17 protein-coding genes are annotated in these 16,274 nt (G+C 56.9%); 7 read left to right on the top strand and 10 right to left on the bottom strand.

The features are described from left to right. Window positions 1-8: 8 nt before the first annotated feature. The 4 genes from purK to ppiB all read right to left on the bottom strand — a co-directional run bounded on the left by purK (window position 9) and on the right by ppiB (window position 2,922). Window positions 9-1,076: a 5-(carboxyamino)imidazole ribonucleotide synthase gene (gene purK / locus A6013_RS13460; RefSeq protein ID WP_069733237.1), complete on the bottom strand. Its 1,068-nt coding sequence runs from the start codon at window positions 1,074-1,076 to the stop codon at window positions 9-11. Continuing rightward, entirely contained in the window at window positions 1,073-1,582 is a 510-nt protein-coding gene (gene purE, locus A6013_RS13455) for a 5-(carboxyamino)imidazole ribonucleotide mutase (protein ID WP_006809824.1), read from the bottom strand. Before purE ends, purK begins: the two co-directional genes overlap by 4 nt. 119 nt (window positions 1,583-1,701) lie before the next feature. Further along, window positions 1,702-2,424, bottom strand: coding sequence for a UDP-2,3-diacylglucosamine diphosphatase (gene lpxH / locus A6013_RS13450; RefSeq protein WP_041911038.1), 723 nt, complete (start codon window positions 2,422-2,424; stop codon window positions 1,702-1,704). Window positions 2,425-2,427: 3 nt separating this feature from the next. Next, window positions 2,428-2,922 carry a peptidylprolyl isomerase B gene (ppiB, locus tag A6013_RS13445; RefSeq protein ID WP_000256009.1) on the bottom strand — a complete coding sequence of 165 codons (495 nt, stop codon included), beginning with the start codon at window positions 2,920-2,922 and terminating at the stop codon, window positions 2,428-2,430. Between the two features lie 175 nt (window positions 2,923-3,097). Here ppiB and cysS point away from each other — a divergent pair, with 175 nt between their 5' ends. Next, entirely contained in the window at window positions 3,098-4,483 is a 1,386-nt protein-coding gene (gene cysS / locus A6013_RS13440; RefSeq protein WP_041911037.1) for a cysteine--tRNA ligase, read from the top strand. A gap of 42 nt (window positions 4,484-4,525) precedes the next feature. On the opposite strand, the gene A6013_RS13435 is transcribed toward cysS, so the two are convergent. The 5 genes from A6013_RS13435 to folD all read right to left on the bottom strand — a co-directional run bounded on the left by A6013_RS13435 (window position 4,526) and on the right by folD (window position 9,024). Beyond that, the gene (locus A6013_RS13435; RefSeq protein ID WP_028012221.1) at window positions 4,526-5,047 is read right to left on the bottom strand and encodes a metal-dependent hydrolase; all 522 of its coding nucleotides are present in this window, start codon (window positions 5,045-5,047) and stop codon (window positions 4,526-4,528) included. A 73-nt stretch (window positions 5,048-5,120) separates the two neighbouring features. Further along, entirely contained in the window at window positions 5,121-6,137 is a 1,017-nt protein-coding gene (malI, locus tag A6013_RS13430; RefSeq protein ID WP_028012222.1) for a Mal regulon transcriptional regulator MalI, read from the bottom strand. Window positions 6,138-6,220: 83 nt separating this feature from the next. Beyond that, window positions 6,221-7,720 (bottom strand): PTS transporter subunit EIIC, encoded by a 1,500-nt coding sequence (locus A6013_RS13425; protein WP_028012223.1) that lies wholly within the window; start codon window positions 7,718-7,720, stop codon window positions 6,221-6,223. 223 nt (window positions 7,721-7,943) lie between these two features. Further along, window positions 7,944-8,156, bottom strand: a complete 213-nt coding sequence (ybcJ, locus tag A6013_RS13420; RefSeq protein ID WP_045356450.1) for a ribosome-associated protein YbcJ — start codon at window positions 8,154-8,156, stop codon at window positions 7,944-7,946. Window position 8,157: 1 nt separating this feature from the next. Then, a complete protein-coding gene (gene folD, locus A6013_RS13415; RefSeq protein WP_028012225.1) occupies window positions 8,158-9,024 on the bottom strand; it encodes a bifunctional methylenetetrahydrofolate dehydrogenase/methenyltetrahydrofolate cyclohydrolase FolD in 867 nt (288 codons plus the stop codon). Between the two features lie 310 nt (window positions 9,025-9,334). Here folD and fimA point away from each other — a divergent pair, with 310 nt between their 5' ends. The 6 genes from fimA to sfmF all read left to right on the top strand — a co-directional run bounded on the left by fimA (window position 9,335) and on the right by sfmF (window position 15,346). Further along, window positions 9,335-9,898, top strand: a complete 564-nt coding sequence (fimA, locus tag A6013_RS13410; protein ID WP_028012226.1) for a type 1 fimbrial major subunit FimA — start codon at window positions 9,335-9,337, stop codon at window positions 9,896-9,898. A gap of 68 nt (window positions 9,899-9,966) precedes the next feature. Beyond that, window positions 9,967-10,512 (top strand): type 1 fimbrial protein subunit FimI, encoded by a 546-nt coding sequence (gene fimI, locus A6013_RS13405; RefSeq protein ID WP_028012227.1) that lies wholly within the window; start codon window positions 9,967-9,969, stop codon window positions 10,510-10,512. A 34-nt stretch (window positions 10,513-10,546) separates the two neighbouring features. Continuing rightward, window positions 10,547-11,239 (top strand): type 1 fimbria chaperone FimC, encoded by a 693-nt coding sequence (gene fimC / locus A6013_RS13400; RefSeq protein ID WP_028012228.1) that lies wholly within the window; start codon window positions 10,547-10,549, stop codon window positions 11,237-11,239. 14 nt (window positions 11,240-11,253) lie between these two features. Then, window positions 11,254-13,815 carry a fimbrial biogenesis usher protein gene (locus tag A6013_RS13395; RefSeq protein WP_069733236.1) on the top strand — a complete coding sequence of 854 codons (2,562 nt, stop codon included), beginning with the start codon at window positions 11,254-11,256 and terminating at the stop codon, window positions 13,813-13,815. Continuing rightward, window positions 13,808-14,815: a type 1 fimbria D-mannose specific adhesin FimH gene (gene fimH / locus A6013_RS13390; RefSeq protein WP_059355415.1), complete on the top strand. Its 1,008-nt coding sequence runs from the start codon at window positions 13,808-13,810 to the stop codon at window positions 14,813-14,815. The genes A6013_RS13395 and fimH overlap by 8 nt, the downstream gene beginning before the upstream one ends. A 9-nt stretch (window positions 14,816-14,824) precedes the next feature. After that, window positions 14,825-15,346, top strand: a complete 522-nt coding sequence (sfmF, locus tag A6013_RS27595; protein ID WP_028012231.1) for a fimbria assembly protein — start codon at window positions 14,825-14,827, stop codon at window positions 15,344-15,346. Window positions 15,347-15,397: 51 nt separating this feature from the next. Here sfmF and fimZ read toward each other — a convergent pair whose 3' ends face one another. After that, the gene (fimZ, locus tag A6013_RS13380) at window positions 15,398-16,030 is read right to left on the bottom strand and encodes a fimbria biosynthesis transcriptional regulator FimZ (RefSeq protein WP_028012232.1); all 633 of its coding nucleotides are present in this window, start codon (window positions 16,028-16,030) and stop codon (window positions 15,398-15,400) included. Between the last annotated feature and the right edge of the window lie 244 nt (window positions 16,031-16,274).

Genomic DNA, 16,274 nt, shown 5'->3' with positions numbered 1-16,274 from the left:
CAGATGTCTTACTTGAGCTTTGACTGTGCCCAGACAATTCCGCTCGCGTATTCTGGCGGCAGGAGAGGAACGATCGCCTCCAGGGTGGCGCTCAGGCGGTCGGTATCGCTGTCGTTCAGGTTGAGATGACCCACTTTACGACCCGCGCGAACCTCTTTGTCATACCAGTGCAGATGCACCAGCGGCAGCTTCAGCCAGTCGTAGTTCAGATCGGTCCCGATCAGGTTGATCATCACCGACGGGCTGTTAACGACGGGCTGTGGCAGCGGCAGGTCGGTGATGGCGCGCAGGTGCAGTTCGAACTGGCTGATAGAGGCGCCGTTTTGCGTCCAGTGGCCGCTGTTGTGCACGCGCGGCGCCAGCTCGTTGATCAGCAGGCCCGACGGCGTGACGAAGCACTCCATCGCCATCACGCCCACGTAGCCCAGCTCGTGCATGATGGCAGAAAGCATCTCTTCCGCCTGCGCCTGCTGGTCGGCATTGGCCTGCGGGAAGGCGACGCTGGTGCGCAGAATGCCGTCCTGATGCAGGTTATGCGTCAGCGGGTAAAACACCGTGCGGCCATCGTGCCCGCGTGCGCCAACCAGCGACACTTCGCCGCTGAAGTTGATGCCCTGCTCAACGATGCACTCGCCGTAGCAGTCGTCCGGCAGCTCGGCGGTGTCGCCTGCGCGCAGGCGCCACTGGCCGCGGCCGTCGTAGCCACCCACTCGGCGCTTCACAATCGCCAGTTCGCCCAGCATGGCGAAGATGTCATTCCACTCGCTTTTATCAGACAACAGCTGCCACGGGGCAGTTGCGAGGCCCAGCTTGTCGAACAGCTGCTTCTGCGTCAGACGGTCGGCAATGATCGGGAACACGTCGCGGTTCACAAAGGCGTTATGGCGCGCCAGCTCGCGGGTCAGGGCGGTTTCCGGCCAGCGTTCAATTTCGGCGGTGATTACGCTCTGATGGAACGGCACCGCTTCCGGCTCGGCGTCCAGCCCGACGGGCCAGACGGCAATCCCCAACGGTTCGCCAGCCTGACGCAGCATGCGGCCCAGCTGGCCGTTGCCGAGGACGCAAACCTGCTTCATGCCGCACCCCGCGGGTCCGGGTTATCCAGTACCTCGTCGGTCTGGGCTTTACGCCACTCCGCCAGGCGCTGGTGTAAATCTTTGTCGTGCGTTGCAAGAATTTGCGCGGCCAGCAGGGCGGCGTTCGCCGCGCCCGCTTTGCCAATTGCCAGCGTGCCGACAGGAATACCGCGCGGCATCTGGACGATGGAGTAGAGGCTATCGACACCGCTTAACGCGGCGCTTTGTACCGGGACGCCCAGAACCGGCACCAGCGTTTTGGCGGCAATCATGCCCGGCAGATGTGCTGCGCCGCCCGCACCGGCAATAATCACCTCATACCCATTCTCTTCGGCGCTTTCGGCGAAGCTGAACAGTTTGTCCGGCGTACGGTGTGCGGAAACCACTTCAACGTGGTGCGGAACATTCAGGATTTCAAAGATTTCGGCGGCGAACTGCATGGTAGCCCAGTCGCTTTTGGACCCCATCACGATGGCGACACGCGCCGGATTATTGCGGGAAGACATGCGTCTTAAAACTCCTGTGGTGCGAAACACACTGCTTTCGAGGGCACAGAGAATAGCATGTTATACGGGCAAGGAAAACGGTTGCGTGGCTGAGAAACAAGCGAAATGACGAGAAAACGTTAAAACGGAAAAGCGATCAGTTCGACACCGTCGGGAGTGACTTTGACCATCGAACCCTCAGTGTGCCATGCGCCCAATACCACGCGATGGGCCGGTTCACCGTTGGCGCTCAGAGAATGCACGTCAGGGCGATGGGTATGACCGTGGATCAGCCACTGAACGCCATGCTTTTCCATCACGCTCACCACAGCTTGCGGGTTGACGTCCATGATGGTCAGGGATTTACTGCTGTTGGCGGCTTTGCTGCCCGCACGCATTCTGGCGGCGATGCGGTTGCGGATAAACAGCGGCAGGGCAAGGAACACCTTCTGGATCCATGGGGTGTGGACCTTGGCGCGAAACGCCAGGTAGCCAGTATCGTCGGTGCAGAGCGTGTCGCCGTGCATGATGAGTACCTTGCGGCCATAGAGATCGAGCACCTGTTCTTCCGGCAGCAGCGTCATACCGCTTTCGCGGGCATAGCGCTTGCCGAGCAGGAAATCACGGTTGCCGTGAATGAAGTAGCAGGGGACGCCGGAATCTACCAGCGTTTTAATGGCGGCAGCCATTTCACGGTGCAGCGGGTTAGGATCGTCGTCGCCAATCCAGGCTTCAAACAGATCGCCCAGGATGTACAGCGCATCGGCGCTTTTCGCTTCACCGCGTAAAAAACGCAGAAAACCGGCGGTTATCGCCGGTTCTTCTGTTTGCAGATGCAGATCCGCAATAAAGAGTGTCGCCACGAATTACTCGCTGACGGTCACGCTTGTAATCACAACGTCTTCTTTAGGAACGTCCTGGTGCATGCCGCTGCGGCCGGTAGAGACGGCTTTGATCTTGTCGACCACGTCCATACCTTCAACCACTTCTGCGAACACGCAGTAGCCCCAACCCTGCAGGCTTTCGCCGGAGAAGTTCAGGAAGTCGTTGTCCGCTACGTTGATGAAGAACTGCGCGGTGGCAGAGTGTGGTGCCTGAGTACGGGCCATTGCCAGCGTACCGCGGGTGTTTTTCAGGCCGTTGTTCGCTTCGTTTTTGATCGCCTCTTTGGTCTCTTTCTGGCGCATGCCAGGCTCGAAACCGCCGCCCTGGATCATAAAGCCGTTGATCACGCGGTGGAAAATAGTGTTGTTGTAGAAACCTTCGCGGCAGTAGTCCAGGAAGTTTTTAACTGTTTCAGGCGCTTTGTCATCAAAGGTCTTGATTACGATATCGCCATGATTAGTGTGGAAAGTAACCATTTTTGCATCCTGTTCCGTTATTGTGGTACGTCGACCCGCCTTCGGGTCATATATAGGGGCTTGTTATAGCATAACCACAGGACGCGATCACCTTGCATTGTGTGCTGATCCTATTCCGAATTATGGGTATTATATGGAACAAACAACTCACACACGTGTTTACATGGAATCTTCGATGTTAAAAATCTTTAATACAATGACGCGCCAGAAAGAGGAATTTAAACCTATCCATGCCGGGGAAGTCGGCATGTACGTGTGTGGTATTACGGTTTACGATCTCTGTCATATCGGCCATGGCCGTACCTTTGTCGCGTTCGACGTGGTCTCTCGCTACCTGCGCTTCCTGGGCTATAACCTGAAGTACGTGCGTAACATCACCGACATCGACGACAAAATCATCAAGCGCGCTAATGAAAACGGCGAAAGCTTTGTTGCGCTGGTGGATCGCATGATTGTTGAGATGCACAAAGATTTTGATGCCCTCAATATTCTGCGTCCGGACAGCGAGCCGCGTGCGACCCACCATATCCACGAAATTATCGAGATCACCGAAAAGCTGATCGAACGCGGTCATGCGTACGTAGCGGAAAACGGCGACGTGATGTTCTCCGTGCCGACGGACCCAACCTACGGCGCGCTTTCCCGTCAGGATCTGGACCAGCTGCAGGCCGGCGCGCGCGTGGACGTGGTTGACGTGAAGCGTAACCCGATGGACTTCGTGCTGTGGAAGATGTCCAAAGAGGGCGAGCCGAGCTGGCCATCCCCGTGGGGCGAAGGCCGTCCGGGCTGGCACATTGAATGTTCCGCGATGAACTGCAAGCAGCTGGGCAACCACTTCGACATTCACGGCGGCGGTTCGGATCTGATGTTCCCGCACCACGAAAACGAAATCGCGCAGTCTACCTGCGCCCACGGCGGCGAGTACGTTAACTACTGGATGCACTCCGGGATGGTGATGGTTGACCGCGAGAAGATGTCGAAATCGCTGGGCAATTTCTTCACCGTGCGCGACGTGCTGAAGTATTACGATGCGGAAACCGTGCGCTACTTCCTGATGTCTGGCCACTATCGTAGCCAGCTGAACTACAGCGAAGAGAACCTGAAGCAGGCGCGCTCGGCGCTGGAGCGTCTGTACACCGCGCTGCGCGGCACCGACAAATCTGTGCCTGCGGCGGGCGGCGAAGCGTTCGAAGCGCGCTTCGTTGAGGTGATGAACGATGACTTCAACACCCCGGAGGCCTACTCCGTACTGTTCGACATGGCGCGTGAGGTGAACCGCCTGAAGTCAGAGGACATGGCAGCGGCGAATGCGCTGGCGTCCCATCTGCGCAAGCTCTCTTCCGTGCTCGGCCTGCTGGAGCAGGAGCCGGACGCGTTCCTGCAGAGCGGTGCGCAGGCGGACGACGGTGAAGTGGCGGAAATTGAAGCGCTGATTAAAGCGCGTCTGGAAGCGCGTCAGGCCAAAGACTGGGCGGCGGCGGATGCGGCGCGTAACCGTCTGACCGAGATGGGGATCATTCTGGAAGACGGCCCGCAGGGGACGACCTGGCGTCGTAAGTAAGTCTGTAACGCCCGGTGGCGCTAACGCTTACCGGGCCTACTTTTACCTTCTTTTCCACCACAACATCCCCATCAGCACCACCCCCGGCAGCCACACCCACAGCAGTTCCGAGATAATGACCTCATGCCCGTACGGCGTGGCGTAGCGCGACAGCGCAAACGGCGCGACCTTAATCACCTGCCACGGCGCAAAGAAGCGCTCGTCTGACCACGGCCACAGCCAGCCGACGCCTTTTCCGCCGGTGGTAACGGAATCCAGCAGGCTGTGCGACAGCAGTGAAACGGTTAAGAACAGCCAGCAGCGCGTCAGGCTGGCCCGGAACCATCGTCGGCCAATCAGCACGCAGAGTATCGGTACCGCAAAGGCAAACAGCAGCGAATGGGTAAAGCCGCGGTGGCCGAAAATATTCCCGTAGGCGACGCCGAATTTGAACGCCAGCACGTCGGCGTCCGGCAGCATGGCGAGCACGATCCCGGCAAACAGCAGGCGGGGAGGGATGACTTTCGTTCCCAGACCTAAGCCCAGGCAAAGGGGAACAGCAGCGTGAGTGATAACGGTAGGCATTGCAATTATCCATGGCAAATCACAGCAATATAGCAGCGAATCCGCTGCAGCAAACCTGTGTCAAATTCTGATTTTACGCCGACTCGCGGGCGATAAGCTGCCCGGACAGCGTTATGCGCTGGGTTTGCAGATCCGGCTCCTTTAGCTTGCGGATAATCAGCCCCGCCGCCTGTCGTCCGGTTTCATCGCTGGCCGAAGAGACGTAGGTGAAGGAAGGGGAGGTGAGGTTGACGTGGAGCATATCTTCAAAACCGATCAGCGCCACCTGCTGGGTCAGGAACACGTCTTTCCCCACGGTGCGGCCCACCTGATGAATGCCGGAAATGGAGCCGATCATCGCATCCGGGGAGTGGCAAAGCAGGGCGGTGATGGAGCTGTTTTTCTCCAGCAGCTGGCGCGTTGCCATCGCGGCGGCCTGGGTGTCGTCGCTGCAGGCCGGTGAATAATCATCGCGCCAGACCAGCCCGTTTTGCGTCATCGCGCTGCGAAAGCCGAGCAGGCGCTGCTCGCGGATAAGACAGCCCTCGCGCCCGCCAATGTAGGCGATCGTGCGGTGTCCGCGTTCGATAAGATAGCGTGCGGCAAGGTTCGCCGCCTGGCGATTATCGCGCATGACCAGATTGCATTTTTCGTCCAGCAGAGACTGCGAGACCGCCACCAGCGGCAGCGGGCACTGGCGGATCTGCTCCGGTAAAGCGGCGTTACGGGTGTCAGACGCCAGATAAATAACGCCCGCGACGCCCTGCTGCTTAAACGACAGCAGGGTCCGTTCCAGATGTTCCTGGTCGTTCAGCGGCTGGCCGAGAAACACCATATAACCCTGCTTCTCCAGCTCCTGAACGATGCTCGCCATCACCTTGATGGAAAAGCTGTCGCTGAAGTCGCGCAGGATCAGGCCGATAAGATTGGAGGTGTTGGCGCGGAGGTTGGCAGCGGCAACGTTATGAACATAGCCCAGCGTCGTGATGGCGGCATTGACCTTCTCGATCGTCGCCTCTGAGATTTTCCCTTTCTGACGTAGCACCAGCGACACGGTAGAGACCGAGACGCCCGCGTGCTTTGCGACATCAATGATGCTGACTTTCTTCAAAACCGCTCCCTGAAATTTACCGATTATCAGCCGGATAAGACACGTCTCCCAGCGTACAGGAGACGTGTCGTTCAGGCATCTTATTATTTGCCGATCATGGTGGACATGGTCTGGGCGATAAACTGTGCTCTGGCACCGAAAATCACCTGGATCCCGTTGTCGCCGACGAAGACCACGCCGCGTGCGCCAAGCCCGTTCAGTCCGTCCCTGTCCACCGCATCGCTCTTCGCCACTTCCAGACGCAGGCGGGTGATGCAGGAGCCGACGGAGTCAATGTTCTGCGCGCCGCCCAGCAGGCCGATGATTTCGGTGGCAAGTTCGGAATCGGACTTGTCATTCGCGCTGGCGGTCACCTCCGTACGGCCCGGCGTTTTCACGTCGAAACGACGGATCACGAAGCGGAACGTGAAGTAGTAAATCAGCGCCATCGGAATGCCGATGATAATGGCACTCAGGAAGTTGGTCTGATAGCCGTTAAACGACGGCAGGATCCCGAACGACAGGTAGTCGATAAAGCCCGCCGAGAACGATTTGGCGATATGCGCGTGCAGCAGGTACATAGTCATGTACGCCAGGCCCGCCATGATGGCGTTGAAGACGTACAGAATCGGCGCCACGAAGATAAAGGTGAACTCTACCGGCTCGGTGATCCCCGTCAGGAAGCAGGTGAGGGCAGCGGAGAACAGAATACCGGCCGCGATTTTCTTATTCTTCGTATGCGCTTCGTGGTACATCGCCAGGCATGCAGCAGGCAGCGCGAACAGCATCAGCGGGAACTCGCCCTGCATGAACTTACCGGCGTTCTGGTAGGTGTCGCTGCTGAAGGATTTCACCCCCTCTTCGAGCATCTTGAACCAGATGGTCTGGTCACCGTGGATCACCTGGCCCGCCTGGGTGGTGTAATCCCCGAACGAATACCAGAAGGACGGATACCAGATGTGGTGCAGGCCGAGCGGGATCAGCGCGCGCTCCACCAGCCCGAAGATAAAGGTCGATGCCGCCTGGTTATCACCGTTTACGATCACGGAGAGCGCGTCGATACCGGCCTGAATATGCTGCCAGACGTACGGTAGCAGCAGTCCCATCAGGAAAGAGAGGAACGCCGTGGCGATCGCCACAAAGCGCTTCCCGGAGAAGAAGCCGAGGAACTCCGGCAGCTGCATGGTGTGGAAGCGGTTGTAGCACCAGGCTGCGAGAATGCCGCAGATAAGCCCGCCGAAGACGCCCATCTGCAGCGTCGGGATGCCGACCACCATGGCATATTTTCCGCCCTGTGAGGCCATTTCCGGCGTAATGCTTAGCACGGTGCTGATGGTGATGTTGGTGACAAACACCGACACCGCCGCCGAGAGTGCTGCAATGCCGGATTCCGAGGCCAGACCGACAGCAGAGCCGATGGCAAACAGCATCGGCAGGTTATCAAAGATAACCCCGCCAGCGTTCATCATTAGCGGCAGGTGGAACTTATCGCCGAAGGCCAGCAGCAGGCCCGCAGCGGGAAGCAGTGAAATTGGCAGCATTAAGGCGCGACCAATCATCGATAACTTAGACAGCGATTTAACAAACCCTGATATCAGACTCATGCTGATTTCCCCCGAGTAGCGCTTTTTGAGCGCTGTTATTGTAAGTAGAACGTTTTAGTAGAACGTTCTACTTATCGTGGGGAAAGAGTGAAAAACGCGCAACTGAAATCTCACCTTTCAACAGATGAAATAGTGATTATTTGAAGTTGATCGATAAATAACCGTGATGGATATGGGGGGATTTTTGATCCCCTCTCCCCTTTGGGGAGAGGGTGAGGAGGACTCAGGCCGTCACGGTCACGCTCTGCCCTTCAAAGCTCACGGTCTGGCCGGCGACAATCTTGCAGCGCTTGCGGGTTTCCACCACGCCGTCGACTAAAACCCGCCCGTCGGCGATAACGATTTTCGCCTGCGCGCCGCTTTCGCTCCAGCCTTCGAGCTTGAGCAGATCGCACAGCTCAACGTGCGGGTGTTTGCCTAATGAAAATGTGGCCATCTTATGCTTCCTCTACATCGTGGTACTCTTCGCATGCCTGCAAAGTATTCTGAATCAGCGTTGCTACAGTCATCGGGCCAACGCCGCCCGGCACTGGTGTAATGTAAGATGCGCGAGCCGCCGCATCTTCGTACACCACGTCGCCGACCACTTTGCCGTTTTCCAGACGGTTAATCCCGACGTCCACGACAATCGCGCCCTCTTTGATCCACTCGCCTGGAATAAAGCCCGGCTTGCCGACCGCGACGATCAGCAGATCGGCGTTTTCAACGTGGTGACGAAGGTTTTTGGTAAAGCGGTGGGTCACGGTGGTGGTGCAGCCGGCCAGCAGCAGCTCCATGCTCATCGGGCGGCCCACGATATTGGACGCGCCGATGACCACGGCGTTCAGGCCGTAGGTGTCGATGTTATAACGCTCCAGCAGCGTCACGATGCCGCGCGGGGTGCACGGGCGCAGACGCGGCGCGCGCTGGCACAGGCGGCCTACGTTGTACGGATGGAAACCGTCGACGTCTTTATCTGGCGCGATACGCTCCAGCACCTTCACGTTGTCGATGCCCGCAGGCAGCGGCAGCTGAACCAGAATGCCGTCGATCTCTTTATCGGCATTCAGGGTGTCAATAAGTTCCAGCAGTTCCGCTTCGCTGGTGGTTTCCGGCAAATCGTAAGAGCGGGAGACGAACCCCACCTCTTCACACGCTTTGCGTTTGCTGCCGACATAAATCTGTGATGCCGGGTTGCTGCCAACCAGCACAACGGCCAGCCCGGGAGCGCGTTTTCCGGCGGCTTTACGCGCCTTCACTTTTTCCGCGACCTCAGAGCGCACCTGCTGCGCAATCGTTTTACCGTCAATAATCTTTGCTGCCATCAGAGAGAAGATTCCGTCTGTAACGTTTGAAAGGGGGGATTGCCTGTATTTTGTCAGAAGCGAGCGCCGCTGTCAGTCACCCTTTACGAGTTTTCATCCGTGAGACGCAAAAACCCTTCTTAAGTGATGGTCAATTTCTTAGACGGGATTAGGATGTGACCTGGCGAAATGGCAGTGTTTTGACATATTTAAAAATTACATCCTGAGCTACTTTGTCTCCTCCGAAATAAGTTTTCAATTATGCAATTGAACGTATTTCTTATTCCCGATTTTTCGCGGGAAGGGTTATTTACATTTTAAAGGAATAGACATGAAACTCAGCAACATTGCTTCTTCTGTTATTGCAACACTGGCCCTGGTCGCGGGTGCCGCTAATGCAGCCGATCCCGTTACGCCGGTTACCGTAAATGGCGGTACCGTGCATTTTAAAGGTGAACTGGTTAATGCTGCTTGTTCAGTAAATACCGATTCTTCCGAGCAGACGGTTAATCTCGGTCAGTATCGTACCGCGAAATTCACCAAAGTGGGCGACACCACCTCTAATATTCCGTTCAACATTGAACTGAATGACTGCGATCCGCTGGTTGCGAAAACCGCTGCCGTTGCTTTCACCGGCCAGATCGACGCGACCGACAAAACCCTGCTGGCCGTGACGTCCGGTAACAACGACAACACCGCGAAAGGCGTGGGTATCGAGATCCTCGACAGCAAATCCAGCGTGCTGACCCCGGACGGTGCCACCTTCTCTGCCGCGAAAGACCTGATTAAAGGGACTAACACCCTGCAATTCACCGCGCGCTACAAATCAACGGCTGCAACCACCGAGCCAGGCCAGGCGAACGCTGACGCCACCTTCGTAATGAAATACGAATAATACCCTCGCACAGGGATGTTCAGGCCTCAGGGACGAGGCCCGTCATACGCTACTGCCAGGAACGAAGGATGACAAGGACTGGAACACTACTGCTGTTAACCCTTGCGATGGCCTGCCCGGCATCGGCGCATACCGTGGTGATCGAAGGCGGCAAGGTGCATCTTCGGGGAGAACTGGTAAACGGCGGCTGCGCCGTGGCGCCCGACAGCCAGAATATGCGCATCGACATGGGGCAGTACCGAACCAATTCATTTTCCGGTGTGGGCAGCTTTTCAACGGTTAATGTGCCGTTCACCGTGCGGCTGCTGGACTGCAGCGTGGATGTCTCCCGCATCGTGGGGATCCAGTTTCAGGGCGTGACGCCCGCGGAAGATCCGCAGGTTTTTCTGGCGACATCGCGGCCAGGTGAAACGCCTGTCAGCAGCGGCGTGGGGCTGGCGCTTTTTGATGAGCAGCAGCGTCAGATTATCCCGAATGCGACGGCCGTCAGCTGGTTGCCCGTGAATACCAGCGAGCTCGCATTTCATTTTAGCGCCCGCTATCGCGCTATTTCCGAACACCTCGTGCCAGGCAATATTCAGTCGGATGTCTGGTTTACGTTGATTTATCCATAACACCTGCGAACACATTATTAAAGGTACGGTTTTGATGAATATGCTAATTAAACCAGGACTGCTTTTATCGTTTATTTTAATGATGGTTTCTGCTTGCGCGAATGCTTCCGGCGGTATTGCGCTGGGGGCCACGCGCGTTATTTATCCGGCGGATGCGAAGCAAACGTCGCTGGCGATCACCAACAGCAATAAACAAGAACGCTACTTAATTAACGCGTGGATCGAAAATGCCAGCGGGCAAAAGGAAAAAACCTTTGCCGTCACGCCGCCGCTGTTCGTTAGCGAGCCGGACAGCGAAAACACGCTGCGTATTATTTACGCCGGGCCCGCGCTGCCCGCCGATCGCGAATCGCTCTTTTACATGAACGTGAAGGCGATCCCGTCAGTGAACAAAGCGAAAACGGAAAACAATAACGTGCTGCAGCTGGCGATCCTTTCGCGCATCAAGCTGTTTGTGCGCCCGAATAACCTGGCGATGCAGCCGGATGAGGCGCTTTCCCAGCTGCGCTTTGAGCGCGTGGGGAACCATCTCAAAGTCAGCAACGCCTCACCCTATTACATCACTCTGGTCAACCTGAAGCTGGGCGGTCAGACGCTGGAAAACCTGATGGTCGCGCCGAAAAACTCGGCTCAGCAGGTGCTGCCCGCCGGGGCCGGCGGTACGCTCTCCTGGCAGAGCGTGAATGACTACGGCGCCATTACACCGGCGCGCAGCGTCAACCTGTGAGCAGAGTCAGGGCGATGAAAAACCACCAGGGACGTTACTGCCCGGTTGCACTGGCGCTGATGGCCGCGCTCTGGCCGCAGGCTGGCTGGAGCGAAAGCTACTTCAACCCGGCCTTCTTATCCGACGACACCGCCAGCGTGGCGGATTTGTCGCGTTTTGAACAGGGGCACCAGCAGGCACCCGGCATCTATCGCGTGGATATCTGGCGTAACGATGAGTTTATCGGTACCCAGGACGTGCGTTTTGAACAGGCCGAGAACACGCCGCCGGTGGCGGGCGGCCTGTCGCCGTGCATTACGCGCGCGATGCTCGATCGCTTTGGCGTCAACGTTGCCGCATTTCCCGAGCTGGCGAAGGTGCAGGGTGAAACGTGCGTTCCATTGACCACGGCCATTCCCGGCAGCGAAACGGTATTTAACTTTGCTTCACAGCGCCTGAACGTCAGCCTGCCGCAGGTGGCAATGCAAAACAGCGCGCGCGGCTATATTCCGCCTGAACAGTGGGATGAAGGCATTCCCGCCGCGCTGGTGAACTACAGCTTTACGGGCAACCGGGGAAGCGAAGACGACAGCTATTACCTGAACCTGCAGAGCGGGCTGAACTATGGTGCCTGGCGTTTACGTAACAACGGCGCATGGCGCTACACGCAAAATAACGGAAAGCGGCGCAGCGAGTGGCAGAATATTGGCACCTGGGCGCAGCGCACCGTTATCCCACTGAAAAGTGAGCTGGTGCTGGGCGACAGCAACACCGGGAATGACGTTTTCGACAGCGTCGGTTTTCGCGGCGGGCGGCTCTATTCGTCTGACAGCATGTACCCCGACAGCCTGCAGGGTTACGCGCCGACCGTACGCGGTATTGCCCGTACGCCTGCCAAAGTGGTGGTTCGCCAGAACGGCTACGTTATCTATCAAAGCTACGTCCAGCCCGGCGCGTTCGCCATTACCGATCTTAACCCGACCTCCTCCAGCGGTGACCTTGACGTCACGGTGGAAGAGAAAGACGGCAGCCAGCAGCGCTACACCGTGCCGTACTCCACCGTGCCGCTCCTGCAGCGTGAAGGGCGCTGGAAATATGACCTCGTGGCGGGGGATTACCGCAGCGGTAACAGCGACCAGGATACACCGTTCTTCGCCCAGGGCACACTGATTACCGGCCTTGCTAACGGCTTTACGCTCTATGGCGGCACCCAGCTGGCGTCACGCTATACCGCAGTGGCCGTCGGTGCCGGGAAAAACCTCGGTGACTGGGGCGCAGTCTCCGTCGATATCACCCACGCCCGCAGCCAGCTCGCGGACGACAGCAAACATGAAGGTCAGTCCCTGCGTTTTCTGTATGCAAAATCGCTGAACGGGTTTGGCACCAACTTCCAGCTGCTGGGCTACCGCTACTCAACGAAGGGGTTTTACACCCTGGACGACGTGGCCTGGCGCTCAATGGAGGGCTACCAGTATGCCGATAGCCAGGACGATAACGATGTGCCGGACGTGCAGAGCTATCACAACCTGACGTGGAATAAAAAAGGCCGCTTCCAGCTCAACATTTCCCAGTCGCTGGGGGATTACGGCTCGGTCTATATCTCCGGGAGTGAGCAAACCTACTGGGGGACGGACGAAACGAACCTCTGGTATCAGCTGGGCTACGCGGGGGGCCTGAAGGGGATCAATTACTCCCTGTCATGGTCGTGGAACAAATCCGTCGGGATCGACGGTACCGACCGGATCGCGTCGTTTAACGTCTCCGTGCCGTTTAGCCTCTTTACCCGCCAGGGCTATCGCCGGGACAGCGCGATCGATCGCGCCTATGCCACCGCATCCGCCAGCCGAAACAGCGATGGCGACACGAGCTGGCAAACCGGCGTCAGCGGCACGCTGCTTGAGGACCGCAACCTGAACTACAGCGTGACCCAGGGACACGCCAGCACCAACGGCTCAAGCGGAAGCGCCAGCGCCAACTGGCAGGCAACCTACGGCACGCTGGGCGTGGGCTACAACTATTCCCGCGATCAGCACGATCTCAACTGGCAGCTCTCCGGTGGAGTGGTTGGCCATTCAGACGGCGTGACCTTCAGCCAGCCGCTGGGCGATACCAACGTGCTGATTAAGGCGCCGGGGGCATCAGGCGTCAGCGTGGAAAACCAGACCGGCGTGAAGACCGACTGGCGAGGCTACGCGGTCATGCCGTATGCCACCGTCTACCGCTACAACCGCGTGGCGCTGGATACCAATACCATGAGCAACAACACCGACATCGAAAACAACGTGAGCAGCGTGGTGCCGACCAAAGGCGCGCTGGTCCGCGCCAGCTTTGATACCCGCATTGGCGTGCGCGCCCTGCTGACGGTAACGCGCGGCAACCAGCCGGTGCCGTTCGGCGCCGTGGTGCGCGAAACCCAGAGCGGCGTGACCAGCATGGTGGGGGATGAAGGGCAAATTTACCTGAGTGGGCTGCCGCTGGAAGGCGAACTGCTGGTCCAGTGGGGTAACGGGGCGCAGTCCCAGTGCCGTGCGCCTTACAGCTTGCCTGAAAAGAGCCTGCAACAGGCGATCACACTTAAGGGGATCCGCTGTGATTAAAATCCATATCTTTGCCTTGTCGCTTCTGGCACTCCTGCCCGCGACAAACGCGTTAGCCACCGTGTGCGTCAATGAAAAGGGCGTGCCGACGGAGGTGCATTACGACCTGACGGATAAATTCAACAGCTCGAATAACCAGGTTGGGCAGGTTGTCACCCTCAGCGAGAAATCGCAGTGGGTGGGGGTAAACGCCGTTTGCCCGAAGGGCACCGTCGGGAATACCACCAAGCGCAGCTACGTGACGGATTACCCGATCACCGGGACCAGCGATGGCTATCAGTATCTGAAGCTTAACGACTATCTGGACGGGGCGATGAAGATCACGGACAGCTATGCTGGCGCGTTTTATCCACCCAAAAGCTATATCCAGATGGGGAGCCATCCGAATGTTTCAAAAAACAAACCGTTTGGCGTGCAGGATTCCAGCCTTATTTTCCGTCTTAAGGTGACCCGACGCTTTATCAATATGGTGGTGATCCCGCGTGCCACCATGTTCCGCGTTTACGTCACTACCACCTCCTCCGATCCGTTGACCACGCCGGTCTACACCATCAGCTACAGCGGAACCATTCAGGTGCCGCAGAGCTGCGCCATCAACGCCGGCAATGTGGTTGAATTTGATTTCGGCGACATTGGCGCCTCCCTGTTCAGCAAGGCGGGCGTGGGTAACAAGCCGGAGGGCGTCTCATCGCAAAGTAAAACCATCGCGATTAAATGCACCAACGTGGAGGCAAACGCCATGCTGACGATGCGCGTCGAGGCTGAAAAGGTCTCCAATAATGTGGTGGTGTCGGATAACCCGGATGTGGGGTTTATCATTGCCAACGAGAGCGGTGCGCCGCTCACGCCTAACAACCTGACGAGCAAAATTCCGTTCCGCCTGGACGACAGCGCGCAGGCGCAGGTGGGGATCCGGGTCTGGCCGGTGAGCGTGACGGGCAACAAGCCAGCGGAAGGGCGCTTTACCTCGCGCGGATATTTGCGTGTGGATTACGACTAAGGAGCAGACATGCGAAACGGGATCCGTTTTATCACCGTGGCGCTCTTTGCGCTTTGCACCCAGGCTCAGGCGGAAACCGCATTGGGCGAAATTAATATTCGGCTCTACGGCAATATTGTCGATTTCACCTGCGTGGCAGAGGGTAACGATAGCGACAAAACGGTCACGCTGGGCACCTGGCCCACGAAGCAGCTCAACACCACGGGGAGCCGCACGCAGCCTATGCCCTTCACGCTGAAGCTGACCGGTTGTCCGCCCGGGGCGGCGTCCATTACGTTCTCGGGTAAGGCTGACGGGAGCAATAGCGGGTTGCTGGCGCTGAATGATGCCAGTACAGCGAGCCACGTCGCCGTCGAGATCAGGGATGCGGATAAAACGCGTCTGGCGCTTCAGCAGGCCAGCCAGCCGGTCACGGTTGATGCACAGGGGAATGCGACTCTATCATTTTATGCCAATTATATTGCCACGGCCGATAACCCTCAGCCCGGACGGGCTGATGCGGATGCTACCTTCATGATTAATTATAATTAGCACTGACCGCACTCCCTGCAGCTCGGATAAACTGCAGGGAGTGAATTCAGGTTATAGCAGCTCGTGCGCTTTGGCGTAATCTATTAATTCCACGATGCTTTGTACGCCAAGCTTGGAATAAATATTGGATTTGTGCGCGCTGATGGTCTTATTGCTCAACAGTAACTGTTCAGCAATCTCCTTATTGGATAATCCATTCGCCAGATAACGTAATACCGTGACCTCGCGATTCGATAATGGCATATCCGCTGCCATCCCTTTTCCCGAACCCATATGGTTTATAAAATTCAGCGTTTCCGACGGGAAAAAAGAATAGCCCATCAAAATCATCTCTACGGCGTTGTAGATCTCACCCAAATCTTTTCGTTTACTGACGAAGCCGTTGGCCCCGGCGCGAATCGCACGACCCGCGTAAAATAACTCTGATTTAGAGGAGAGAAACAGAATCTTGATGTCTTTGTTTAAGTTTCTGATTCTCTTCAGTAAAGCGAAGGCGTCTGTGCCCGTAAGTTCGATGTCAAGGATCACCAAATCGATAGGATGATTACGAATACAGTCAAGAACTTCATGGCTATCGCCAGACTTAAGCTTGACTGTGATATTTTTATTTTTCTGTAGCAGGACCTCTATCGACATTCTGACGATAGGATGTTCGTCCATAATGATAACGGATGCCGGTTTCATTTTTAATGCCTCAGATTGTTAAAAGCGTTATGCAGAGTTTTGTAAAACTCTCGAAATGCCGGAAGGATATAAAGTGCAGATCCCTATACCGTAGTATTTCCCTGGAAAGAGCGAAAGCATCCTTGTTTACGTAATGAAAAGAACAGTGCCTCAGCGCGGTCATCTCATTTGGCTGGTGTTGGCAAAAAGATTTTTCTTATTCAGATTTGGTACGCATCTTATTATACAGAGTAAGTTTTTTCCG

This window comes from Enterobacter sp. IF2SW-B1 (assembly GCF_001743375.1).
In the GTDB taxonomy this organism is placed as follows: Bacteria; Pseudomonadota; Gammaproteobacteria; order Enterobacterales; family Enterobacteriaceae; genus Enterobacter; species Enterobacter bugandensis.
This window is presented reverse-complemented; position numbering and strand designations above follow the sequence as displayed.